This is a genomic window from Caldimonas caldifontis (genome assembly GCF_002930615.1).
Lineage (GTDB): Bacteria > Pseudomonadota > Gammaproteobacteria > Burkholderiales > Burkholderiaceae_C > Caldimonas > Caldimonas caldifontis.
Genome location: NZ_PSNX01000001.1, coordinates 251,521 through 273,303, shown reverse-complemented (window position 1 = coordinate 273,303; position 21,783 = coordinate 251,521). Strand labels below are relative to the sequence as shown.

Annotated in this window: 18 protein-coding genes and 1 tRNA gene; 10 read left to right on the top strand and 9 right to left on the bottom strand. The window is 69.2% G+C overall.

Annotation, left to right across the window (positions count from 1 at the left end; translation table 11 throughout):
* The first annotated feature begins 2 nt into the window (after positions 1 to 2).
* Positions 3 to 1,292: a glutamate-1-semialdehyde 2,1-aminomutase gene (gene hemL / locus C1704_RS01275; protein ID WP_104300187.1), complete on the top strand. Its 1,290-nt coding sequence runs from the start codon at positions 3 to 5 to the stop codon at positions 1,290 to 1,292.
* A gap of 35 nt (positions 1,293 to 1,327) precedes the next feature.
* Positions 1,328 to 2,671: a UDP-N-acetylmuramate:L-alanyl-gamma-D-glutamyl-meso-diaminopimelate ligase gene (gene mpl / locus C1704_RS01270; protein WP_104300185.1), complete on the top strand. Its 1,344-nt coding sequence runs from the start codon at positions 1,328 to 1,330 to the stop codon at positions 2,669 to 2,671.
* Between the two features lie 15 nt (positions 2,672 to 2,686).
* Here mpl and C1704_RS01265 read toward each other — a convergent pair whose 3' ends face one another.
* Positions 2,687 to 3,475 carry an enoyl-CoA hydratase gene (locus C1704_RS01265; RefSeq protein ID WP_104300183.1) on the bottom strand — a complete coding sequence of 263 codons (789 nt, stop codon included), beginning with the start codon at positions 3,473 to 3,475 and terminating at the stop codon, positions 2,687 to 2,689.
* 159 nt (positions 3,476 to 3,634) lie between these two features.
* Here C1704_RS01265 and C1704_RS01260 point away from each other — a divergent pair, with 159 nt between their 5' ends.
* Entirely contained in the window at positions 3,635 to 4,135 is a 501-nt protein-coding gene (locus C1704_RS01260) for a hypothetical protein (protein WP_104300182.1), read from the top strand.
* Positions 4,136 to 4,173: 38 nt separating this feature from the next.
* Here C1704_RS01260 and C1704_RS01255 read toward each other — a convergent pair whose 3' ends face one another.
* From C1704_RS01255 to C1704_RS01245, 3 genes are read right to left on the bottom strand one after another with little or no spacing between them, the layout of a single operon-like run.
* Positions 4,174 to 5,913 carry a M61 family metallopeptidase gene (locus tag C1704_RS01255; RefSeq protein ID WP_104300180.1) on the bottom strand — a complete coding sequence of 580 codons (1,740 nt, stop codon included), beginning with the start codon at positions 5,911 to 5,913 and terminating at the stop codon, positions 4,174 to 4,176.
* 12 nt (positions 5,914 to 5,925) lie between these two features.
* Entirely contained in the window at positions 5,926 to 6,648 is a 723-nt protein-coding gene (locus tag C1704_RS01250) for a DsbC family protein (RefSeq protein ID WP_104300178.1), read from the bottom strand.
* A gap of 11 nt (positions 6,649 to 6,659) precedes the next feature.
* The gene (locus tag C1704_RS01245) at positions 6,660 to 7,766 is read right to left on the bottom strand and encodes an FAD-dependent monooxygenase (protein ID WP_104300176.1); all 1,107 of its coding nucleotides are present in this window, start codon (positions 7,764 to 7,766) and stop codon (positions 6,660 to 6,662) included.
* Between the two features lie 39 nt (positions 7,767 to 7,805).
* Here C1704_RS01245 and C1704_RS01240 point away from each other — a divergent pair, with 39 nt between their 5' ends.
* The 4 genes from C1704_RS01240 to C1704_RS01225 all read left to right on the top strand — a co-directional run bounded on the left by C1704_RS01240 (position 7,806) and on the right by C1704_RS01225 (position 13,223).
* Positions 7,806 to 10,256 (top strand): AsmA family protein, encoded by a 2,451-nt coding sequence (locus C1704_RS01240; protein WP_104300174.1) that lies wholly within the window; start codon positions 7,806 to 7,808, stop codon positions 10,254 to 10,256.
* Positions 10,253 to 11,116 carry an MOSC domain-containing protein gene (locus tag C1704_RS01235; protein WP_104300172.1) on the top strand — a complete coding sequence of 288 codons (864 nt, stop codon included), beginning with the start codon at positions 10,253 to 10,255 and terminating at the stop codon, positions 11,114 to 11,116. The genes C1704_RS01240 and C1704_RS01235 overlap by 4 nt, the downstream gene beginning before the upstream one ends.
* Before the next feature lie 57 nt (positions 11,117 to 11,173).
* The gene (gene ychF / locus C1704_RS01230; protein WP_104300170.1) at positions 11,174 to 12,268 is read left to right on the top strand and encodes a redox-regulated ATPase YchF; all 1,095 of its coding nucleotides are present in this window, start codon (positions 11,174 to 11,176) and stop codon (positions 12,266 to 12,268) included.
* A gap of 70 nt (positions 12,269 to 12,338) precedes the next feature.
* A complete protein-coding gene (locus C1704_RS01225; protein WP_104300168.1) occupies positions 12,339 to 13,223 on the top strand; it encodes an aldo/keto reductase in 885 nt (294 codons plus the stop codon).
* A gap of 5 nt (positions 13,224 to 13,228) precedes the next feature.
* Here C1704_RS01225 and putA read toward each other — a convergent pair whose 3' ends face one another.
* Complete coding sequence (putA, locus tag C1704_RS01220; RefSeq protein WP_104300166.1) at positions 13,229 to 16,933, bottom strand: trifunctional transcriptional regulator/proline dehydrogenase/L-glutamate gamma-semialdehyde dehydrogenase; 3,705 nt, start codon at positions 16,931 to 16,933, stop codon at positions 13,229 to 13,231.
* Positions 16,934 to 17,206: 273 nt separating this feature from the next.
* Between putA and C1704_RS01215 the strand changes: the two genes are divergently transcribed.
* Complete coding sequence (locus C1704_RS01215) at positions 17,207 to 17,383, top strand: PLDc N-terminal domain-containing protein (RefSeq protein WP_104300164.1); 177 nt, start codon at positions 17,207 to 17,209, stop codon at positions 17,381 to 17,383.
* A gap of 45 nt (positions 17,384 to 17,428) precedes the next feature.
* Here the strand turns inward: C1704_RS01215 and C1704_RS01210 are convergent.
* From C1704_RS01210 to C1704_RS01195, 4 genes are all read right to left on the bottom strand, one after another.
* Positions 17,429 to 17,519: transfer RNA gene (locus C1704_RS01210), tRNA-Ser, on the bottom strand.
* A 56-nt stretch (positions 17,520 to 17,575) separates the two neighbouring features.
* A complete protein-coding gene (serS, locus tag C1704_RS01205; RefSeq protein WP_104300162.1) occupies positions 17,576 to 18,871 on the bottom strand; it encodes a serine--tRNA ligase in 1,296 nt (431 codons plus the stop codon).
* Between the two features lie 26 nt (positions 18,872 to 18,897).
* Positions 18,898 to 19,902, bottom strand: coding sequence for a 4-hydroxy-3-methylbut-2-enyl diphosphate reductase (gene ispH / locus C1704_RS01200; protein WP_104300160.1), 1,005 nt, complete (start codon positions 19,900 to 19,902; stop codon positions 18,898 to 18,900).
* A complete protein-coding gene (locus C1704_RS01195) occupies positions 19,902 to 20,345 on the bottom strand; it encodes an FKBP-type peptidyl-prolyl cis-trans isomerase (protein ID WP_104300158.1) in 444 nt (147 codons plus the stop codon). Before C1704_RS01195 ends, ispH begins: the two co-directional genes overlap by 1 nt.
* Before the next feature lie 96 nt (positions 20,346 to 20,441).
* Between C1704_RS01195 and radC the strand changes: the two genes are divergently transcribed.
* Both radC and C1704_RS01185 read left to right on the top strand, forming a co-directional pair.
* Positions 20,442 to 21,116, top strand: a complete 675-nt coding sequence (radC, locus tag C1704_RS01190; RefSeq protein WP_104300156.1) for a RadC family protein — start codon at positions 20,442 to 20,444, stop codon at positions 21,114 to 21,116.
* The gene (locus tag C1704_RS01185) at positions 21,117 to 21,770 is read left to right on the top strand and encodes a Smr/MutS family protein (protein WP_104300155.1); all 654 of its coding nucleotides are present in this window, start codon (positions 21,117 to 21,119) and stop codon (positions 21,768 to 21,770) included.
* Positions 21,771 to 21,783 lie beyond the last annotated feature (13 nt).

The window sequence follows — 21,783 nt, the reverse complement described above, 5'->3', positions numbered from 1 at the left end:
GCATGGCCACCAACGCCCAACTCTTCGAACGCGCCCAGCAGGTCATCCCCGGCGGCGTGAACTCGCCCGTGCGCGCCTTCCGCGCCGTGGGCGGCACGCCCCGCTTCATCACACGCGCCGAGGGCGCCTATCTGCACGATGCCGAAGGCCGCCGCTACATCGACTACATCGGCTCCTGGGGGCCGATGATCCTGGGCCACGGCCACCCCGCCGTGGTGGACGCCGTGCAGCGGGCCGTGCGCGAGGGCTTCTCTTTCGGCGCGCCCACCGAGCGCGAGATCGAGCTGGCCGAGGCCATCCTGGCCCTGGTGCCCTCCATGGAGCAGGTGCGTCTGGTGAGCTCGGGCACCGAGGCCGCCATGAGCGCGATCCGGCTGGCGCGCGGCGCCACTGGCCGGCCCAAGCTCATCAAGTTCGAAGGCTGCTACCACGGCCATGCCGATGCGCTGCTGGTGAAGGCCGGCTCGGGACTGGCCACGTTCGGCCACCCCACCAGCGCCGGGGTGCCACCCGAGGCCGTACAGCACACCCTGGTGCTGGAGTACAACAACCTCGATCAGTTGGAGGCGGCCTTCGCCGAGCACGGCGCACAGCTGGCCTGCGTGATGATCGAACCGATCGCCGGCAACATGAACTTCGTGCGCGCCAGCGTGCCCTTCATGACGCGGCTGCGCGAGCTGTGCACACGGCATGGTGCGCTGCTGGTCTTCGACGAGGTCATGACCGGCTTCCGGGTGGGACTGCAGGGGGCGCAGGGCCTCTACGGCCGGCTCATCCCGGGCTTCAGGCCCGACCTCAGTGTCTTTGGGAAGGTGATCGGCGGGGGCATGCCGCTGGCGGCCTTCGGCGGCCCGCGCGCCATCATGGAGCACCTCTCGCCCACGGGCCCGGTCTACCAGGCCGGCACCCTGTCGGGCAACCCGGTGGCCACGGCCTGCGGTCTGGCCACGTTGCGCGAGATCAGCCGACCCGGCTTTTTCGACGCCCTGTCGGCACGCACCCGCTCGCTCGTGGAGGGCTTGCAGGGCGCGGCGCGTGAGGCCGGCATCGCCTTGGCCGTCGACTGCGAGGGCGGCATGTTCGGCTTCTTCCTGGCACACGAGCTGCCGCAGAACTACGGGCAGGTGATGGCCACCGACAAGGAAGCCTTCAACCGTTTCTTTCATGGCATGCTCGATCGTGGTGTTTACCTGGCGCCGGCCCTGTACGAGGCGGGCTTTGTCAGTGCGGCCCACACCGCCGAGGACATCGCCGCCACCATCGACGCCGCCCGCGCCGCCTTCGCCTCCTGATTCCCTGGGCCCCGGACTCGCGCCGGGCTTCACGCATGCACCTTCACATCCTCGGCATCTGCGGCACCTTCATGGGCGGGCTGGCCGCCCTCGCCCGCGAGGCGGGCCATCGCGTCACCGGCTGCGATGCCGGCGTCTATCCCCCCATGAGTGACCAGCTGCGCGAACTGGGCATCGAGCTGATCGAGGGCTACGGGGCCGACCAGCTGGCCCTTCAGCCCGATGTCTGGGTGGTGGGCAACGTGGTGAGCCGCGGCAACCCGTTGATGGAAGCGCTGCTGGAGGCCGGCGTGCGCTACACCAGTGGCCCCCAATGGCTGGCCGAGCACGTCCTGCATGGCCGCCATGTGCTGGCCGTGGCGGGCACGCACGGCAAGACGACCACCACATCCATGCTGACCTGGATTCTGGAGGCCGCCGGGCACCAGCCGGGCTTTCTGGTCGGCGGTGTGCCCCAGAACTTCGGGGTGTCGGCAAGACTGGGATCGGGGCCTGCCTTCGTGATCGAGGCCGACGAGTACGACACGGCCTTCTTCGACAAGCGCAGCAAGTTCGTGCACTACCGGCCGCGCACCGCCGTGCTGAACAACCTCGAGTTCGACCATGCCGACATCTTCGATGACCTGGCGGCGATCGAACGCCAGTTTCACCACCTCGTGCGCACCGTGCCCTCGAGCGGCCGCCTCGTGGTCAACGCCCGCGAGGCGAGCCTGCAGCGTGTGCTGGACAAGGGCTGCTGGAGCGAGGTGGTGCGCTTCGGGGGGACCGGCGGCTTCGAGGCCTTCGGCGAGCCGCACGACTTCGAAGTGCGCCGCGGCGGACAGACCGTGGGCCAGGTGCGCTGGGAGTTGCTGGGCGAACACAACCAGCTGAACGCGCTGGCCGCCATTGCCGCAGCCGAGCACCTGGGGGTGGCCCCGCAAGCCGCAGCCGAGGCCCTGGGCCGCTTCCGCAACGTGCGCCGGCGCCTGGAAGTGCGCGGCGTGGCCGGCGGCGTGACCGTGTACGACGACTTCGCCCACCATCCCACGGCCATCCGCACCACGGTGGACGGCCTGCGCCGCCGCGTGGGCGCGGCCCGTATCCTCGCCGTCTTTGAACCGCGTTCGAACACGATGAAGCTGGGCACGATGAAAGCCCAGCTGCCCTGGTCGCTGGAGGAAGCCGATCTGGCCTTCTGCCACAGCGGCGGCCTGGGCTGGGATGCCGCCCAAGCCCTGGCCCCGATGGGCGCCAAGGCCCAGGTGGCCGACAGCATCGACGGCGTGATCGCCCAGGTGCTGGCCTCAGCCCGCCCGGGCGACCACGTGCTGTGCATGAGCAACGGCAGCTTCGGCGGCCTGCATGGCCGATTGCTGGAGGCGCTGGCGGCGCGCTGAGCCACGCTGCCCAGGTCAGCGGTGCTTGAACGCTGCGGGGCGCTTGGCCAGGAAGGCCTCCATGCCCTCCTTCTGGTCCTCGGTGGCAAAGAGGGCATGGAAGGCGCGGCGCTCGAAGAGCAGGCCTTCGTTGAGGGGTGCCTCATACGCCCGGTTCACGCACTCTTTGGCCGCGATCAGGCTGGGCAGCGAATAGCTGCAGATGGCATCGGCCGCGGCAAAGGCCTCGTCCAACAGCTTGTCGGCCGGCACCACGCGCGACACCAGCCCGGCACGTTCGGCCTCGGCCGCATCCATCATGCGCCCGGTGAGCGACAGGTCCATGGCCTTGGCCTTGCCCACCGCGCGCGGCAGGCGTTGCGTGCCCCCCGCTCCGGGAATGATGCCCAGCTTGATCTCGGGCTGGCCGAACTTGGCCGTCTCAGCCGCAATGATGATGTCGCACATCATCGCCAGCTCGCAGCCACCACCGAGCGCGAAGCCCGAGACCGCCGCAATCACCGGCTTGCGCACGCGCTTGAGGGTTTCCCAGTTGCGGGTGATGAAGTCGGACTTGTAGACCTCCATGTAGGTCCACTTCGCCATGGCGGAAATGTCCGCGCCGGCCGCAAAGGCCTTCTCGCTGCCGGTGATGACCATGCAGCCGATGGACTCGTCCGCATCGAAGGCCAGCAGCGCGGCCCCGAGCTGGTCCATCAGCGCGTCGTTCAGGGCATTGAGCTGCTTGGGCCGGTGGAGGGTGATGACGCCCACTTTCAGCGCGGCCTCGCCGCGGACTTGGGTCAGGATCAGGGGTTCGCTCACGAGGGTTCTCCTTTCGAGACCGCCACTATACGGAACGGCACCAGGGTGTGAAATCCGTCCGCTTGCACCGGCCTTTTGCCCGGTTTTGTAAGCGTATCTATGGTGGCAAGAGCCATGACCAGCCTGTAAGCTGAAGGCATCGTACAACCAGGGTGACCGATGGCTACGGTATACCGCAAAACAGAAAAGGGGCAGGCCGAGATCGCCACGCGCCAGAACCAGCTGGCGATGAAGCTGCGGTCTGCCCTCATCATGGTCGACGGGAAGCGCACGGATGAGGAGCTGCTGCGCATGATCCCGGGCGACGCCCACGATCTGCTGCAATCGCTGCTCGATCAGGGCTTCATCGAGGTGATCGCCGTGACGGCCAACCGGCCGGCACCGGCGGCGTCCCGGGCGCCCGATTCCGTCCCCCCTGTGGAGTCCACGCTGACGGGCGGGCCCACCGGGCCGGAGTACACGAGCCTGCGGCAGCAAGCGGCGCGCTTCGTGTCGGAGCAGCTGGGTCCCATGGGTGACGATCTGGCGGTTCGGCTGGAGAAAGCCAAGAGCTGGGCGGAGATCAAGCCCATCCTCAACATGGCGCAACGGGTGTTGCAGGACAACCGCGGCCCGACCACGGCGGAAGCCTTCCGGCTGCGCTTCCTGGATCCGTACTGACCCGCCGAGGGCAGAGACAACGAGGGAGCGAGGACGGCTCAGCGGGCTTTCAGCCAGTCCTTGCGCCGGGCGGCGGCAGCAGCATCGGTGTTGTCTGCGATCGACAACACGACCGCTCCCAGACCCGCCGGGAGGTCCAGGCCCAATGCCAGCACACGCTGGTCGCGCGCGACCAGCAAGCTCAGGTCCGCCGGCGCCGACGCCCGGGGCAGGTAGAGCGCCAGGTCATCGAGCTTGCGCACCCGCCACCCGTTGACTGCCAGCAGTTCATCGCCGGGTTGCAGTCCGGCGCGTTCGGCTGGCCCCCCGCGCAGCACCATCTTGATGACCACCCCGGTTGCTTCGCTCACCCGCACACCCAGGCGCTGAGCCCAGCCCGGCGCCTCACGATGCCAGCGAACACCCAGCCCTCGCAGCAGTTCGTCCAGCGGGAGATCTTGGGTGCCATGCACCCAGGCTTGCAGTTCCTTGCGGAAGCTGCGCCCGCCCACCGCTTCGAGCGCCTGCGCGAACAGGGCTTCGTCCATCGGGCCGCCACCGGTTTCGCGCCAGAGCCAGCGCATCACCTCATCCAGCGTGCCCCGCCCTTCCGATCGCAACCGCAAATCGAGCGCCAGGGCCACCAGGGCACCCTTGGTGTAGTAGCTGATGGTGGCGTTGACGGTGTTCTCGTCCGGACGGTAGTACTTCACCCAGGCATCAAAGCTGGCCTGGGCCACGCTTTGCACCTGACGGCCCGGCAAGGTGATGGTGTTGGTGATGGTGCGAGACAGCAGCTTGAGGTAGCGGGTCTCGTCGATGAGGCCGGCTCGGCGCAGCAGCAGGTCGTCGTAGTAGGAGGTGAAGCCCTCGAAGAACCACAGCATCTGTGTGTAGTTCTCGCGGGTATAGTCGTAGCGCGTGAACTCCGACGGGCGCAGCCGCTTCACGTTCCAGGTGTGGAAATACTCATGGCTGATCAGGCCCAGCAAGGTGACATAACCGTCGGACTGCCCCTCATCGCCCAGGCGCGGCAGGTCGCGCCGGCCGCAGATCAGTGCCGTGCTGGCCCGATGCTCCAGCCCGCCATAGCCGTCGTCCACCACGTTGAGCAGGAAGACATACCGGCTGATCGGCGGCTTGCGGCGACCGTGCCAGAAAGCGATCGCGGTCTCGCAGATGCGCTGGGTGTCACGCAGCAGGCGTTCGCCGTCAAAGCTGGGCGCCGCACCGGCCACCACGAACTCGTGCGTGACGCCCTGCGCCTGGAAGCGACCCCGCCAGAAACGTCCCAACTCCACCGGGTGATCGACCAGTTCGTCATACCCGGTGGCCTCGTAGAGGCCCTGGCCGCGGGCATCGGTCTTGACCGCCGGCAAGGCCGTGGCCACCTCCCAGCCACGCGGCAGCCCTCGCAGTTCAACGCGATGGGGGTCGTCCTCGCGGCCGTGGACGCGCAGGAACACGCTGGTGCCATTGAAGAAGCCTCGGTCGGCATCCAGATAGGCCGCACGCACCGAGGTGTCAAAAGCATAGACCTGGTACTCGATCTCCAGCGCCGCGGTGCCGCTGCAGCGGGCCTGCCAGGTGCACTTGTCGAGTTGATGCAGCGCAACGCTGCGGGCCCCCTGGCGGGCCTTCAGCTGCTGCAGGTGCCGCGCAAACTCACGCACCAGGTAACTCCCGGGGATCCACACCGGCAGTGACACCCCCTGCTCGGCCTCGGGCCGGGGAATGCGCAGCACCACCCGGAAAAGGTGCGCCTGGAGGTTGGAGGGCTCGATTCGGTAGGAGATCATGGGGCGCCGCGCTCAGCGGGTCTTGATCTGGGCCAGTTGCTGTTCGATCTGCGCGGTGTTGAGGGCCCCGGGCACACGCGTGCCATCTTCGAAGATCAGGGCCGGTGTGCCGTTGATGCGGTGCTTGCGCGCGAGCTCGGTGGAGCGGGTCACGGCCCGCCAGTCGCAGCCGGCAGGCGCCGCCGGCGGCGCAATGCCTCGCAGCATCAGATCCTGCCAGGCCTTGAGGCGGTCCTTGGCACACCACACATCACGCGACTTGGCTTCGGAATCGGCCCCGATGGGAACCGGGTACAGGAAGGTGTAGACGGTCACGTCCTTGACCTGCTGCACGTCGCGTTCGAAGCGCTTGCAGTAGCCGCAGTTCGGATCGGCAAACACGGCAATCTTGCGCTTGCCGTTGCCGTTCTTCATCACGATCGCGTCCCTCAGCGGCAGACTGGCGAAATCGATGGCCGTGAGCTTGTTCACCCGCTCCTCGGTGAGGTTGCGGCGCGCCATCAGGTCGATGAGTTCACCGCGGATGAGAAAGCTGCCCTGGGCGTCGGTGTAGACGATGTCGTGGCCAATGCGCACCTCGAACAGGCCGGGCACCGGGGTGGCCGTCACTTCGTCGATCGCGGGCACATTGGGCATCAGCTCGGCAAAGCTCTTGCGGATCGCTGCCTCGTTCGCCAGGGCGGGCAAGGCCAGCGCCGACAGCAGCAGCGCGGTGAGAGTGGTACGGAAAGACATCGTGGATTCCTTCAGGAGTCGAGCGCCCGGGCGGTGAGCCAGCGCTTCAGGGGCGGCAGTGCATTGACCAGACTCAGCCCACGGTTGCGGAGTTCCTTGAGCGGTGTGGATGAAGTCGCAAACAGGTGGAGCAAGCCATCGGTGACCTGGCCCATGACCCAGGTGGGTGCGCTGCGCGCACGCGCGTAGCGGCGCAGCAGGCGCTCGTCGCCGAGGGAGCGCCAGCCCTCGCGCGCGCCCAGCACCTCGGCCAGGGCCTGCACGTCGGCCAGCCCGAGATTGAGCCCCTGACCCGCCAGCGGGTGCACCACGTGGGCGGCGTCGCCCAGCAGCACCCAGCCGGTGCCGCAGACCCGGTCTGCCCGGGCCAAGGCCAGTGGCCAGCCGACAACGGCGCCACGCAGTTCGAGCCGGCCGACAGCACCGCCGGTGGCCTCGTTCAAGGCACGCTCCAGTTCGGTCGCGGGCGCCTCCATCCAGGCCTGCGCCTGGGCGTCGGGCAGCGACCAGACCAGGCCGTAGGAGCGCCCCGCCTGCGGACGGTCGAAGGGCAACAGCGCCAGCACGTCGGGCGAACGGAACCATTGCCGCGCCACGCCGCGGTGAGGCGTATCGGCCACCAGGCGCGCTGCCAGCGCCGTCTGACCATAGCCGTGACGCATCCATTGCACCCCGAGCTCGGCCCGCCGCGCCGAGAACTTGCCTTCGCAGATGGCTTCGAGGCTGGCCGATACAGGACGATCCACCACCGTCACATGGGGCTGGAACCGAAGCACTTGGGCCAGTTCGTGCTCCAGCGCCGCGGCATCGACGATCCAGGCCAGCTCACGCACGCCCTGCTGCCAGGCCGAGAACTCCAGCGTCGCGCCGGGCGCATCGCCCTCCACACGCATGTCGTGCACGGGCGTGGCAGCACCGTCGGGAAGATGGGCCCAGACCTTCAGCGCCTCCAGCAAGGCCACCGAGCGAGCGTTCAAGGCGTAGGCCCGCACGTCCTCGGCCTGGGGTGCTGCGGGTGGTGCGGTGATCGCCACGCGCAGGCCCTCACGGGCCAACGCCAGCGCCAGCGTCTTGCCGACGATGCCGTGGCCCAGGATGGAAACGTCGTACGAGGTCATGACGACTCATTGTAGGGGTGGGGGCTCTATGATCCGCCCATGTCCGAAACGATGTCTTCCTGGCTCAAACGACTGGCCTGGGTGGTGGCCGGCGTGGCCGGCCTGGCGGTGATCGCCGCCGCCTGGCTGGTGCTGCAGTTCGACGCCGAGCGCTACAAGGGCCTGGCGATCGACTGGGTGCGCGAGCACCACCAGCGCGAGCTCAAGCTCGAGGGGCCGGTGAGCCTGCGCCTGCTGCCGCGGCTGGCCGTGCGCATCGAGCAGGCCTCGCTCAGCGAACAGGGGCACCCCGATACCTTCGCCAGCGTGGAGCAGGCCTCGCTCTCGGTGGCCGTGTGGCCCTTGCTGCGGGGAGCGCTCGAGGTCGATCAGATCGAGCTGCGCAATGCCAGCGTGCGCCTCATCCGCGACAGCGAAGGTCGACGCAACATCGATGACCTGCTGAAGAGGTCGGGCCCGCCCGAAGGCAGCCCCCCGGCAGCGAGCGAGCCGGCGGCGGCCGGGCCGCTGCGCTTCGACGTCCAGGGGGTGCTGATCGAGAACCTGCGCCTGCAGATCGACGACCGCCCTGCCGCGCTGCGCGGTGAGGTGCAGCTGCGCCGCCTGCGCACCGGGCGGCTCGCGCATCAGGTGCCCACGGATGTCGATCTCGACCTGCGTGCCGAGATGAGCGAGCCGCTGGCGCGCGTGGAGGTGCAAGGCCAGTCTCGCGTGCAGTTCGACCTGGACACCGCCTCGGCCGCCCTGCGCGAGATGGCCCTGAGCGTGCGCGGGGACGCCGCCGGCCTGAGCGGCATCGAGGCGCGACTGAGCGGCATGCTGGCCTACGACGGCACCCAGCGCGCCGTGCAGGCCGAGGGCCTGCGGCTGACCCTGCGGGCCAGCCAGGGCAAGATGCAGATCCAGGATGGCCGCCTGGACATCCAGCGCTTTGGCTTCGAGCCCGAGCGCAAGTCGCTCGTCGTCGATGCGATGGCCTTGCGCCTGAAGGCACAGATCGACACGCAGGCCGTGGCGCTCGAACTCGACTGGCCCTCGTTGCGGGTCGCCGGCGAAGCGATCGAAGGGGGTCCGCTGCAGGGCCGTCTCTCGGCCACCGGTCCCACCAGCGCCCAGGCCGAGTTCCGTTCCGGTCCACCGCGGGGCCGGTTCGACCTGGTGGAGCTGCCGGGCCTGCAACTGCGTCTCAAGGGCCGCAGCGGCTCGCACCAGCTTGACGGCGAGGCGCAGGCCCTGCTGACGGTGCAGCCCCAACCCCTGCAGGTGAGCCTGCGCAACCTGCGCAGCTCGACACGCGTGGAGACCCCAGGCCTGCAGCCGCAGAACCTGCAACTGCAGGGGGAGCTGCAGGGCTCGGCCGGGCCCTCGCGCTGGCAACTGGAAGGCCAGCTCGGCAACAACCGCTTCACCACCCGCGGCGAGCTCGACCTGGCCCCCAGCGTGCCCCGCCTCCAGGCCCAGGCGCGGTTCGACCGGCTCAACCTGAACGAGGTGCTGGCTCCCTCGGCCGCCCCCAAGCCGGCCCAGCCTTCGCCCCCTCCGGCGGGCCCCACCCCGGTGGACCTGTCCGCCCTGCAGGCCGTGCAAGGCCGCTTCGAACTGCAGGCCGGCGAACTCCTCTACCAGCGCTATCGCCTGGCCGACGCCCGCATCACCGCCGAACTGAAGGAGGGCACCCTGGTCGTGCCGACGCTGGCCGGCCGGATCTGGGGCGGGCGCTTCGACGGCAGCGCTCGCGCCGAATCCGGCAGCCGGCGGCTGGCCTTGCGCGGCGCGGCCCAGGGCATCGACGTGGGCGCGGCGGTGCGCGACGTGGCTGACAAGGACTTGCTCGCCGGGCGGGGCGACCTGCGCGTGGACCTCACGACCGGGGGCAGCACCGTGGAGGCATGGCGCTCGGCCCTGGCGGGCGAGGCGGCCCTGCAGGTGCGCGACGGGGCCATCAAGGGCTTCAACCTGGCGCGCGCGTTGCGCGAAGCCAAGGCTGCCCTCACCCTCAACCGCGACGCGCTCCAGCAGGCCCGCGCCACCGAGCAGACCGACTTTTCCGAGCTGAACGTGAGCTTCCAGATCGCCGAGGGCGTGGCCCGCAGCAACGATCTGGACATGAAAAGCCCGTTCCTGCGCGTGGGCGGCGAGGGACAGATCGACATCGGCCGCAACCGCATCGATTACACCGTGCGCGCCGCCCTCACCTCCACGGCCCAGGGCCAGGGGGGGGCCGAACTCGCCGCGCTGCGGGGTGTGACCGTACCGGTGCGGCTGACCGGCCCACTCGAAGCCATCGAGTGGAACGTGCGCTGGTCGGCCGTGGCCGCCCAGGCTGCCACCACGCAGTTGCGCGACAAGCTCGAAGAGCAGCTCAAGGGCCGGCTCGGCGGCAAGGCAGCACCCGCCGAAGGCGCCGCCTCGGAGCCTGCCGCCCCGCGCAGCCTGGAAGACGCGGCCAAGGACAAGCTGAAAGACAAGCTGAGAGGAATCTTCAAGTGAGCGACGTCAACTTTCGCGTGGGGGCGCTCTACGTGCACCCGATCAAGTCCTGCGCCGCTGTGCCGGTGAACGAGGCCCTGGTGATCGAGACCGGCCTGGAGTTTGACCGCGCCTGGATGGTGGTGGACGAGCGTGGCGACTTCCTCAGCCAGCGCGAGCTGCCGCGCATGGCCCTGATCCGGCCCACCTTGCGCGCCGCCGACATGGTGCTGCGCGCCCCGGGCATGCTGGCCCTGCACATCGCCTACGACACCGTGGAGTCGCCCACGCGCGTGACGGTCTGGGACGACACGGTATCGGCCTACGACATGGGTGACCTGGCCGCCCAGTGGTTCAGCGACTTCCTGGGCCAGCGCGTGCGCCTGGTGCGCTTCGATCCCGAGCACAAGCGCCTGTCCAGCGTGAAGTGGACCGGAGGCCTCGAGGCCGAGAACCAGTTCGCCGATGGCTTTCCCCTGCTCGTCGTCACCCGCTCGGCGCTGGACGAGCTGAACACGCGACTCGCCGCACAGGGGCAGCCGGCGGCCACCATGGAACGCTTCCGCCCCAACCTCGTGCTGGATGCGGTGGACGACACGCTCCTGCCCCACGGCGAAGACCACCTGGACGAACTGAGCATCGAGACCGATGACGGCCCTGTGCGCCTGAAGCTCGTGAAACCCTGCGTGCGCTGCTCCATCCCGGACGTGGACCCGGTCACCGCCGAGACCGGCCATGCCGTGGGCGACGCCCTGGCCGGCTACCGCGCCGACGCCCGCATGGACGGGGGCCTGACCTTCGGCATGAATGCCATCGTGCTGGAAGGCGTGGAGCGGCTGCTGCGCGTGGGCGCCACGGGCACGGCGGGCATCCGCTTCTAGGGCTTTGGGGCCGGGCCGCTAAAATCGCAGGTTTCCCCTGCCCGAAAGACGCCCGCCATGAGCCTGAAATGCGGCATCGTGGGCCTGCCCAACGTGGGCAAGTCCACCCTCTTCAACGCCCTCACCAAGGCCGGCATCGCCGCCGAGAACTACCCCTTCTGCACCATCGAGCCGAACGTGGGGATCGTGGAGCTGCCCGACCCGCGTCTGCAGGCCCTGGCCGATATCGTCAAGCCCGAGCGCGTGGTGCCGGCCATCGTCGAATTCGTGGACATCGCCGGCCTGGTGGCCGGTGCCTCCAAGGGCGAGGGCCTGGGCAACCAGTTCCTCAGCCACATCCGCGAAACCGATGCCATCGTGAACGTGGTGCGCTGCTTCGAGGACGAGAACGTGATCCACGTGGCCGGCCGTGTCGACCCCATCTCCGACATCGAGGTCATCCAGACCGAACTCTGCCTGGCCGACCTGGCCACGGTGGAAAAGAGCCTGCAGCGCTACACCAAGGTGGCCCGGGCTGGTGGTGACAAGGAGGCCCAGCGCCTGGTGGACGTGCTGAACAAATGCCAGGCCGCGCTGAACGAAGGCAAGCCGGTGCGCACCATCGACTTCAGCAAGGAAGAGCTGGCCGTGCTCAAGCCGCTGTGCCTGATCACCGCCAAGCCGGCCATGTTCGTGGGCAACGTGGCCGAGGACGGCTTCGAGAACAACCCCTTCCTCGACCGCCTGAAGGACTACGCGGCACAGCAGAACGCACCGGTGGTGGCCATCTGCGCCAAGACCGAGGCCGAACTGGCCGACATGGGCGACGAAGACCGCCTGATGTTCCTGCAGGAGATGGGCCAGGACGAGCCCGGCCTGAACCGCCTCATCCGCGCCGCCTTCAAGCTGCTGGGCCTGCAGACCTACTTCACTGCCGGCGAGAAGGAAGTGCGTGCCTGGACCGTGCCCATCGGTGCAACCGCGCCCCAGGCCGCCGGCGTGATCCACACCGACTTCGAGCGCGGCTTCATCCGTGCCCAGACCATCGCCTACGACGACTTCATCGCCTACCGGGGCGAGCAAGGCGCCAAGGATGCCGGCAAGATGCGCGCCGAAGGCAAGGACTACGTCGTCAAGGACGGCGACGTGATGCACTTCCTGTTCAACGTCTGAAGCACCCCCATGCCCCTGGACGAGGCGCCCTTCACGGGCGCCTCGTTCGTTTCCAGCCGAGGTAACCGCCATGAAACCCGCCATGCCCGCCCTGCTCTCGCCCATCGTGGCCGGCTGCTGGCGCCTGGACCAGTGGGGCTGGACGCCGCAGGAGCGGCTGCGCTGGATCGAGCAGTGCGTCGAGCTGGGCGTGACGAGCTTCGATCATGCCGACATCTATGGCGGCTACACGGTCGAAGCCCTGTTCGGCGAGGCCCTGGCGCTGGCGCCGCAGCTGCGCAACCGCCTGCAGCTGGTCAGCAAGTGCGGCATCCAGCTCGTGTCGCCCCAGCGCCCACAGCACCGCGTGAAGGCCTACGACAGCTCGCGCGCTCACATCGTGGCGAGCGTGGAGCATTCGCTCAAGACGTTGCGCACCGATCACCTGGACCTCCTGCTGCTGCACCGCCCCGATCCGCTGCTGGACGCCGACGAGGTGGCCGAGGCCTTCGAGCACCTGCGCGCGGCGGGCAAGGTCAAGCGCTTCGGCGTGTCGAACTACTCGCCAGAGCAGTTCGAACTGCTGGCCAGCCGCACGAGCCTGGTCACGAACCAGGTGGAGTGCTCGCTGCTGCACCTGGTGCCCTTGCATGACGGCAGCTTCGACCAGATGCAGCGGCTGCGGCTGTCACCGATGATCTGGTCGCCGCTGGCTGGCGGCCGGATCTTCAGCGGAAACGGGGAAACCGAGCAGCGCGTGCGCTCGGCCCTGGAGGCCGTGGCGCGCGAGCACGGCTGCAGCGCGGCCACCGTGGCCCACGCCTGGCTGCTGCGCCTGCCCTGCCGGCCCCATCCCATCGTGGGCTCGCGCCGGATCGAAGCGATGCGCGAGGCGGTGGCGGCGCTGTCCCTGCGGCTGGATGCGCCCACCTGGCATGCGCTATGGTCGGCCAGCACCGGGCATCCGGTGCCCTGAAGGCCTCAGGCCAGCGTCATCAAGGATGCGTTGCCACCGGCGGCCGCCGTGTTCACGCTCACCGAACGCTCGACGATCAGACGCTCCAGCGGCACGGCGGTGTCGCCGCTCGCCAGCCGCGTGAGGCTCACCACCGGGCCCGGACGCTCGGCCAGGGCCTGCTGCAGTGCCAGCGCCTGGTCGGCGCTGCCGTGCAGCAGCACGGCATCCAGCGGCTCGCCGGCCCCCAACGCTTTCGGTCGCAGGCGCAGATGGCGACGAACCTCGTCGGGCAGGCGCTCGGCCAGGGTCCCATGGTGCGCGGGCCACACGGCCTGCCCACCCACCGCCAGCACAGCGGCGAGTTGCACCAGCCGGTCGGCCTCGTCGTCGGCCAGGCAGAGGACGGCGCTGCGTCCCAGGACGCGATAGGTGTTGCGTTCCCCTGTGGGGCCGGGCAAGGTCAGCGCACCGTCCACCGGCGAGGCCGCGGCCAAACGGTCGCAGACGCCCACCAGCGCCGGGCGCTCGACCCCAGCCCAATCGCGCAAGGCCCTCAGAGCCGGTCTCATCGGTGCAGGCTCGGCACTTCGCAGCCGGGCCAGCACCTCACCTGGCCCGCGAGCCAGCAGGCGATGCAGGTAGAGCGGCCCACCCGCCTTGGGCCCCGTGCCCGACAGCCCCTCGCCGCCGAAGGGCTGCACCCCCACCACGGCACCGATCATGTTGCGGTTGACGTACACGTTGCCCACATGGGCGCTGTGCAGCACACGCGTCACGGTCTCGTCGATGCGAGTGTGTACGCCCAGCGTCAGGCCATAGCCTGTGGCGTTGATCTGCATGACGAGGTCGTCCAGTGCCTCGCGCCGGTAGCGCAGCACGTGCAGCACGGGGCCAAACACTTCGCGGTCGAGTTCGGACAACTGCTCGATCTCGATCAGGGTGGGGGGGACGAAGTGACCCGTCGGCAGCGGCCCGGCATGGCGTGCCTGAAGCACGTGGATGCGCCGGCCCCGTGCACGCATCCCTTCGATATGGGCCTCGATGCGCGCACGGGCGTCCGCATCGATCACCGGGCCCACATCCGCGGCCAGCCGATCCGGCCGGCCCAGCGCGAGTTCCTCCATCGCCCCCTTCAGCATCGTGAGGATCGTCTCGGCCACCTCGTCCTGCAGGCACAGCACGCGCAGCGCCGAGCAGCGTTGGCCGGCGCTGTCGAAGGCCGAGGCCAGCACATCGGCCACCACCTGCTCGGGCAAGGCCGAGGAGTCCACGATCATGGCGTTCTGCCCGCCCGTCTCGGCGATCAGCGGCAGGGGCTGCCCGCGCTCATCGAGGCGGCCGGCCAGGGCGCGCTGCAGCAGCCGCGCCACCTCGGTGGACCCGGTGAAGAGCACACCTCGGATGCGTGCGTCGGCCACCAGCCGTGCACCGACGGTTTCGCCCCGCCCGGGAAGCAGTTGCAGCGCCTCACGCGGCACCCCGGCCTGCCACAGCGCCTGCACCGCCTGCGCGGCGATCAAGGGTGTCTGCTCGGCCGGCTTGGCGAGCACCGCGTTGCCCGCGGCCAGGGCCGCCGCCACCTGCCCCACGAAGATGGCCAGCGGGAAGTTCCAGGGGCTGATGCACACCACGGGGCCCAGGGGGGCGTGGTCCACGCCATCGAGTTCGGCGCGCAGCTGGGCGGCATCGAAGCGCAGGAAGTCCACCGCCTCGCGCACCTCGGCCACGGCGTTGGCAGCCGTCTTGCCCGCCTCGCGCATCAGCAGGCCCATCAGCACCGGCATCTGCGCTTCCAGCGCGTCGGCGGCGCGGTCCAGCACGGCGGCCCGCTCGCGCGCGGGCGTCGAGGCCCAGGGTCGGGCCTGCTGCACGGCCCGGTCGACAATCTCGGGCGAGGCCTCGACCACCGTGCCCACCCGGTCGTCGGGATCGGCCGGATTGCACACCGGCTCGGCCTCGCCTTCAGCCGTCGCGTCGCCCGCCACCTTCGGAACACACTGCCAGGTCTCGCGCCGGCTCGCCTCCAGGGCCGCGGACACCGTGGCGAGCACCCGCTCGTCGGTCAGGTCCAGCCCGCGCGAATTGCGGCGGGCCGCACCGAAGAGGTCGCGCGGCAGCGCAATCGCCGGATGCGGCCGGCCCAGGCCGCCCTCCTCGGCCGCCGATTGCGCAACCTGTGCCACCGGGTCGCGCACCAGATCGTCCAGCGGCACGGTGGTGTCGGCCATGCGATGCACGAAGGAGGTGTTGGCGCCGTTTTCCAGCAGGCGGCGCACGAGGTAGGCCAGCAGGGTCTCGTGCGTGCCCACCGGCGCATAGATGCGGCAGGGACGGCCCAGGCCGCCGTCGGCCGGCGCCGCCACCACCTGCTCGTACAGCGGTTCGCCCATGCCGTGCAGGCACTGGAACTCGTACTGCCCGGGCTGCCAGCGCGCGGGGTCGGCCAGGTGATAGACCGCGGCCAGCGTCTGCGCGTTGTGCGTGGCGAACTGCGGGTACACCGCCTCGGGCGCGGCGAGCAAAGCCCGCGCGCAGGCAAGGTAGGACACGTCGGTGTGCACCTTGCGCGTGAACACGGGGTAGTCGTCCTGGCCGTCCACCTGGGCGCGCTTGATCTCGCTGTCCCAGTAGGCACCCTTCACCAGGCGCACCATCAGCCGCCGCCGGTGGCGCCGGGCCAGCTCGATCAGGTGCTCGATCACCGGCAGCGCGCGCTTCTGGTAGGCCTGCACCACGAAGCCCAGGCCCTGCCACCCGGCCAGCGTGGGCTCGCCGCACAGCCGCTCCAGCAGGTCGAGCGACAGCTCCAGCCGGTCGGCCTCCTCGGCGTCAATGTTCAGGCCCAGATCGTGCGCCCTGGCCCGCTGCGCCAGGCCCAGCAGCACGGGATAGAGCTCGTCCATCACCCGCTCCCGCTGCGCACGGTGGTAGCGCGGATGCAGGGCCGAGAGCTTGATCGAGATGCCGGGGCCGTCGATCACCCCGCGCCCCCCCGAGGCATGGCCGATCGCATCGATGGCCGCCTCATAAGCCTGCGCATAGCGCCGCGCATCGGCGGCCGTCATCGCCGCTTCGCCCAGCATGTCGTAGGAATGGCGGAAGCCCTCGGCCTCGCGCGCCTTGGCGCGCTGCAGTGCCTCGCCGATGGTTTCGCCGGTGACGAACTGTTCGCCCATCAGGCGCATCGCCAGGTCCACCCCTTTGCGGATCAGCGGCTCGCCCCCCGCTGCGACCAATCGCGTGAGCGAAGCCGACAGGCCCGTCTCGCTGTGGGTGGCCACGAGCCGGCCCGTGATCAGCAGGCCCCAGGTGGCCGCATTCACGAAGAGCGAGGGGCTGCGCCCCAGATGGGTCTGCCACTGGCCGCGCGCGATCTTGTCGCGGATCAGCGCATCCCGCGTGGCGGCATCCGGGATGCGCAGCAGCGCCTCGGCCAGGCACATGAGCGCCACGCCCTCCTGCGACGACAGCGAGTACTCGTGCAGCAGGCCCTGCACCAGACCCGCCCGCCCGGCCCCCGCCTGGCGCTCGCGCAAGCGCAGCGCCAGGCGTCGGGCCAGGGCCTCGACCGGCGCCAACAAGTCCTGCGGCAGCCGCGCGCGCTCCACCAGGGTCGTCATCACCTCCGGCTCGGGCCATCGCGTGGCGGCCGTGATGGCGCGCCTCAGCGGCTGCTCGGCAAAGGGGCTGGTGGCATGGAAAGACAGGGCGACAGGTGACGGGTTCATGGTTCAGACCAGGGGGACAATTGCCGCCATGGTGCGCCTGCGCCGGATGGATTGTTGGTGGATTTCGATCGGTCCCACAGGATGGGAATCGAAGTCCAGCGCCCAAGAGCTGAACAAAATCCAGCGCACCGCGTCGCCCATGGGGCGCCCATGACACATCATGACGCGCGCGCGTAGGACAGCACCGACACCTGGATGCGCCTGCAAACCCTTGTCCGGCCGCCTCAGGCCCTGCTAAGGTGAGGCTTCCATCCACTTCCGAGGGAGGCCCCCATGGGCATCGAAGTTGGCGGACTCTTCGGCCTGCTCTGGCTGATCGTCGTCGTCTACGCGATCGTGAAGGTGGCCGGCAGCGGCGCCAGCACCGGATCCAAGGTGTTCTGGATCGTGCTGATCATCGTGCTGCCGGTGATCGGTGTGATTGCCTGGTTCCTTGCGGGGCCGAAGTAGCGCCCGCCGAAAAGACAAACGCCCGCAAAGCGGGCGTTTTTTCTTTGGCGGAAAGGGAGGGATTCGAACCCTCGATACGGGAGACCCGTATACCGGATTTCGAGTCCGGCGCATTCGACCACTCTGCCACCTTTCCTGTGAGCATCGGCTCGCGGGTGGTCATCCGCAAGCGAAGCTTTGAATTATAGCCTGTCAGGCCCGAAGCTCGGCAAGCCCGCCCAGGTAGGGTCGCAGGGCCTCGGGCACTTCGATGCTCCCGTCAGCACGCTGGTAGTTCTCCAGCACGGCCACGAGCGTGCGGCCCACTGCCAGGCCCGAGCCGTTGAGGGTGTGCACGAGCTCGTTCTTGCCCTGGGCGTTCTTGAAGCGCGCCTGCATGCGACGGGCCTGGAAGGCTTCGCAGTTGGAGCAGCTGGAAATCTCGCGGTAGGTGTTCTGCGCGGGCAGCCATACCTCCAGGTCGTAGGTCTTGGCGGCGCCAAAGCCCATGTCGCCGGTGCACAGGGTGATCACGCGGTAGGGCAGACCGAGCTTTTGCAGGATGGCTTCGGCGTGGCCCACCATCTCTTCCAGGGCCTCGTAACTCTTGTCGGGGTGGACGATCTGCACCATCTCGACCTTGTCGAACTGGTGCTGGCGGATCATGCCGCGGGTGTCGCGCCCGGCGCTGCCGGCTTCCGAGCGGAAGCAGGGGCTGTGGGCGGTGAGCTTGATGGGCAGCTGGTCGGGGGCCAGCAGCTGCTCGCGCACGGTGTTGGTGAGCGAGATCTCGGAGGTGGAGATCAGGTACTGCTCGTGCGACTCCTCATCACCGCCCCGCAGCACCCAGAACATGTCCTCCTTGAACTTGGGCAGCTGCCCCGTGCCTTCCAGCACCTCGCGGTTGACGATGTAGGGCGTGTAGCACTCGGTGTACCCGTGCTCGGTGGTCTGCACGTCCAGCATGAACTGCGCCAACGCACGGTGCAATCGCGCGATGGGGCCGCGCATGAAGGTGAAGCGAGCACCCGAGAGCCTGGCGCCGGTTTCGAAGTCGAGGCCCAGGGGGGCGCCCAGGTCGACGTGGTCCTTGGGCTGGAAGCCGAAGGTCTTGGGCGTGCCCCAGCGGCGCACTTCCACGTTGGCCGATTCGTCCGAGCCCACGGGCACGCTCTCGTGCGGCAGGTTGGGCACGGACATCAGCAGCGCGTTCATCTCCTGCTGCACCACGTCGAGCCGTTCGGCGCTGGCCTTGAGTTCGTCGCCGATGCCCCCCACTTCGGCCATCACGGCCGAGGTGTCTTCGCCCTTGGCCTTCAACTGGCCGATGCTCTTGGACAGCGCGTTGCGCTTGGCCTGCAGCTCCTCGGTGCGCGTCTGGATGTACTTGCGCTCGGTCTCCAGCGCGGTGAAGCGCTCGACGTCGAGGAAGGGCTGGGGCGACTTGCGCGTGGACAGACGCTGCACGACGGTGTCGAGGTCCTTGCGCAGCAGGGTGATGTCAAGCATGGTGGGTCTTCTTCTTCGGAGGAGGCTCAGCCCTTGCTGGGATGCAAGTGCGAGGGAATGGGAGGCTGGGCGCCCATGGACTTGTCGCCCAGGCCGCGGGGCAGGGGGAAGCGCATGGTTTCCTGGATGCCGTCCATGCGACGTACCGAGGCTGCGCCCAGGCCCTTGAGGCGGGCAATGACCTGCTGGACCAGGATGTCGGGCGCGGAGGCGCCGGCGGTCAGGCCCACGCGCTGCTTGCCCACGAACCACTCGGTGCGCAGGTCATCGGGCTGGTCCACCATGTAGGCCGGCGTGCCGAGGCGGTCGGCCAGTTCGCGCAGGCGGTTGCTGTTGGAACTGGTGGGGCTGCCCACGACGATGACGATATCGACCTGGGGCGAGAGCACCTTCACGGCATCCTGGCGGTTCTGGGTGGCGTAGCAGATGTCCTGCTGCTTGGGTTCGCGCACCTGCGGGAAGCGGCGGCGCACGGCGGCCAGGATCTCGGCGGCGTCGTCCACCGACAGCGTGGTCTGCGTCACCACCGCCAGCCTGGCCGGATTCTTCACCTGCACACGCTCCACGTCGGCCACGTCCTCGACGAGATAGATGCCGTCGTTCAACTGGCCCATGGTGCCTTCGACCTCGGGGTGGCCCTTGTGGCCGATCATCAGGAACTCGTAGCCTTCCTTGTGCAGCTTGGCCACTTCCACGTGCACCTTGGTGACCAGCGGGCAGGTGGCGTCGAACACCGTCAGGCCACGCCGCGCCGCCTCGACGCGCACGGCCTTGGGCACGCCGTGGGCGCTGAACACCAGCGTGGCGCCCTCGGGCACGTCGGCCAGGTCTTCGATGAAGATCGCCCCCTTGGACTTGAGGTCGTTCACCACATAGGTGTTGTGCACGATCTCGTGGCGCACATAGACCGGCGCGCCGTACTTCACCAGGGCGCGCTCGACGATCTCGATGGCGCGATCGACGCCCGCGCAGAAGCCGCGCGGCTCGGCCAGCACGACCTCCTGGAGCTTCACCTGCTCGACCGCCGGCATCACAGCACCCCGATCAGGTGGACTTCGAAGGACACCGGCACGCCTGCGAGGGGGTGGTTGAAGTCGAAGAGGATCCATTCCTCACCCACCTCGCGCACCACGCCGGCATAGGCGCCGCTGCCATCGGGCGTGGGGAACTGCACCACGTCGCCGGGGTGGTAGTCGGCGTCCGGGTCGCCCAGTTCGTCCATCAGGCTGCGCTTCACACGCTGCAGGAGGTCGGCGTTGCGCTCGCCGAAGGCTTCGCCGGCGGGGATCTCGAAGACCTGGCGGGTGCCCTCTTCCAGGCCCAGCAGGCGCTGCTCCATGGCCGGGGCCAGTTCGCCCGTGCCCAGCGACAGCGTGGCGGGCTTGTCGTGGAAGGTGTTGATGATGTCGGCCCCGTCGGGGCCGGCCAGGCGGTAGTGCAGGGTCAGGAAGGACCCAGGTTGGACGGTGGCCACGGCGCGCGTTCCGGTTTTGTAGACTGGGCACCATTGTAGAAGTCCGGCCCCAACCCCTCGGCCGTCACGCTGGACGGCCCCTCCCCCGGATCCCCCATGTCGATCAAGGACCTGCCCGCCGACGCCCGCCCGCGTGAAAAACTGCTCGCCCTGGGCCCCGCGGCCCTGGCCGATGCCGAACTGCTGGCACTGCTGCTGCGCACCGGCATGAAGGGCACCCCGGTGCTGCAGCTGGCCCAGCAGTTGCTGCAGGGCTTCGGCGGCGTCGCCGGCCTGCTGCACACGGGCGCCGACGAACTCAAGCGGGTGAAAGGCCTGGGACCGGCCAAGCGGGCCGAACTGGTGGCCGTGCTGGAACTGGCCCGCCGCGCCCTGGCGCAGGCGCTGCAGGCGCGGCCGGTGTTCGAATCACCCACCCAGGTGAAGGACTACCTGCGCCTGAAGCTGGCCGCCCTGCCCCACGAGGTGTTTGCCGTGCTCTTCCTCGACGCCCAGCACCGGCTGCTGGCGATGGAAGAACTCTTCCGCGGCACGCTCACGCAGACCAGCGTCTATCCGCGCGAGGTGGTCAAGCGCGCGCTGGCGCTGAATGCGGCGGCCGTGATGCTGGCGCACAACCACCCCTCCGGCGTGGCCGAGCCGTCCAAGGCGGACGAATACCTGACGCGCACGCTGCAGTCGGCCCTGGGCCTGGTGGATGTGCGGGTGCTCGACCATTTCGTGGTGGCGCGCGAGCAGGTGGTGTCGTTTGCCGAACGGGGCCTGCTGTAGATGAAAGCCAAGAGCCTCGCCGACCTGGCCGCCATCAAGCAGGCGCTGCAGGCGCAGGCCCGCGAAGCCGCGGAGCGCGAAGCGAAGCGGCGCGAGCAGGAAGCGCGTGAGCGACGCGAACGCGAGCTGTTTGCCCGCAGCGTGGGGCCGGTGCAGGGCCTGAAGGACCGCGGTCTGGCCGAGCTGGACCGCCCGCGGCCCCGTCCCGAACCTCGGCAACGCGCGCTGGACGAACAGTCGGTGCTGCGCGAGGCGATTTCCGACGAGTTCGACGTCGAGACCCTGCTCGACACCGACGAGGCGCTGTCCTTCCGCCGCCCCGGCGTGGGGCCCGAGGTGGTGCGCCGCCTGCGCCGCGGCGAGTGGGTGATCCAGGCCCAGATCGATCTGCATGGCCTGCGCCGTGACGAGGCGCGTGAACAACTCGCCACCTTCCTGCGTGAGGCACTCAAGCAGGGCCTGCGCTGCGTGCGCGTGGTGCACGGCAAGGGCAATGGCTCGCCAGGGCGCGAGCCCGTGCTCAAGGCCAAGGTGAAGACCTGGCTGGTGCAGAAGAACGAAGTGATCGCCTTCACCCAGGCGCGCGCTTCCGACGGCGGCAACGGCGCCCTGGTGGTGCTGCTGCGGCCCTCGCAGGGACGACCCGGCAGCTGAGCCCCGCCGCAGG

Excerpts from the sequence above, each read along its gene's own strand:
- hemL (WP_104300187.1), top strand. The coding sequence starts at position 3 with ATGGCCACCAACGCCCAACTCTTCGAACGCGCCCAGCAGGTCATCCCC.
- mpl (WP_104300185.1), top strand. The coding sequence starts at position 1,328 with ATGCACCTTCACATCCTCGGCATCTGCGGCACCTTCATGGGCGGGCTG.
- C1704_RS01260 (WP_104300182.1), top strand. The coding sequence starts at position 3,635 with ATGGCTACGGTATACCGCAAAACAGAAAAGGGGCAGGCCGAGATCGCC.
- C1704_RS01255 (WP_104300180.1), bottom strand. The coding sequence starts at position 5,913 with ATGATCTCCTACCGAATCGAGCCCTCCAACCTCCAGGCGCACCTTTTC.
- C1704_RS01250 (WP_104300178.1), bottom strand. The coding sequence starts at position 6,648 with ATGTCTTTCCGTACCACTCTCACCGCGCTGCTGCTGTCGGCGCTGGCC.
- C1704_RS01245 (WP_104300176.1), bottom strand. The coding sequence starts at position 7,766 with ATGACCTCGTACGACGTTTCCATCCTGGGCCACGGCATCGTCGGCAAG.
- C1704_RS01240 (WP_104300174.1), top strand. The coding sequence starts at position 7,806 with ATGTCCGAAACGATGTCTTCCTGGCTCAAACGACTGGCCTGGGTGGTG.
- ychF (WP_104300170.1), top strand. The coding sequence starts at position 11,174 with ATGAGCCTGAAATGCGGCATCGTGGGCCTGCCCAACGTGGGCAAGTCC.
- C1704_RS01225 (WP_104300168.1), top strand. The coding sequence starts at position 12,339 with ATGAAACCCGCCATGCCCGCCCTGCTCTCGCCCATCGTGGCCGGCTGC.
- putA (WP_104300166.1), bottom strand. The coding sequence starts at position 16,933 with ATGAACCCGTCACCTGTCGCCCTGTCTTTCCATGCCACCAGCCCCTTT.
- C1704_RS01215 (WP_104300164.1), top strand. The coding sequence starts at position 17,207 with ATGGGCATCGAAGTTGGCGGACTCTTCGGCCTGCTCTGGCTGATCGTC.
- serS (WP_104300162.1), bottom strand. The coding sequence starts at position 18,871 with ATGCTTGACATCACCCTGCTGCGCAAGGACCTCGACACCGTCGTGCAG.
- ispH (WP_104300160.1), bottom strand. The coding sequence starts at position 19,902 with ATGCCGGCGGTCGAGCAGGTGAAGCTCCAGGAGGTCGTGCTGGCCGAG.
- radC (WP_104300156.1), top strand. The coding sequence starts at position 20,442 with ATGTCGATCAAGGACCTGCCCGCCGACGCCCGCCCGCGTGAAAAACTG.
- C1704_RS01185 (WP_104300155.1), top strand. The coding sequence starts at position 21,117 with ATGAAAGCCAAGAGCCTCGCCGACCTGGCCGCCATCAAGCAGGCGCTG.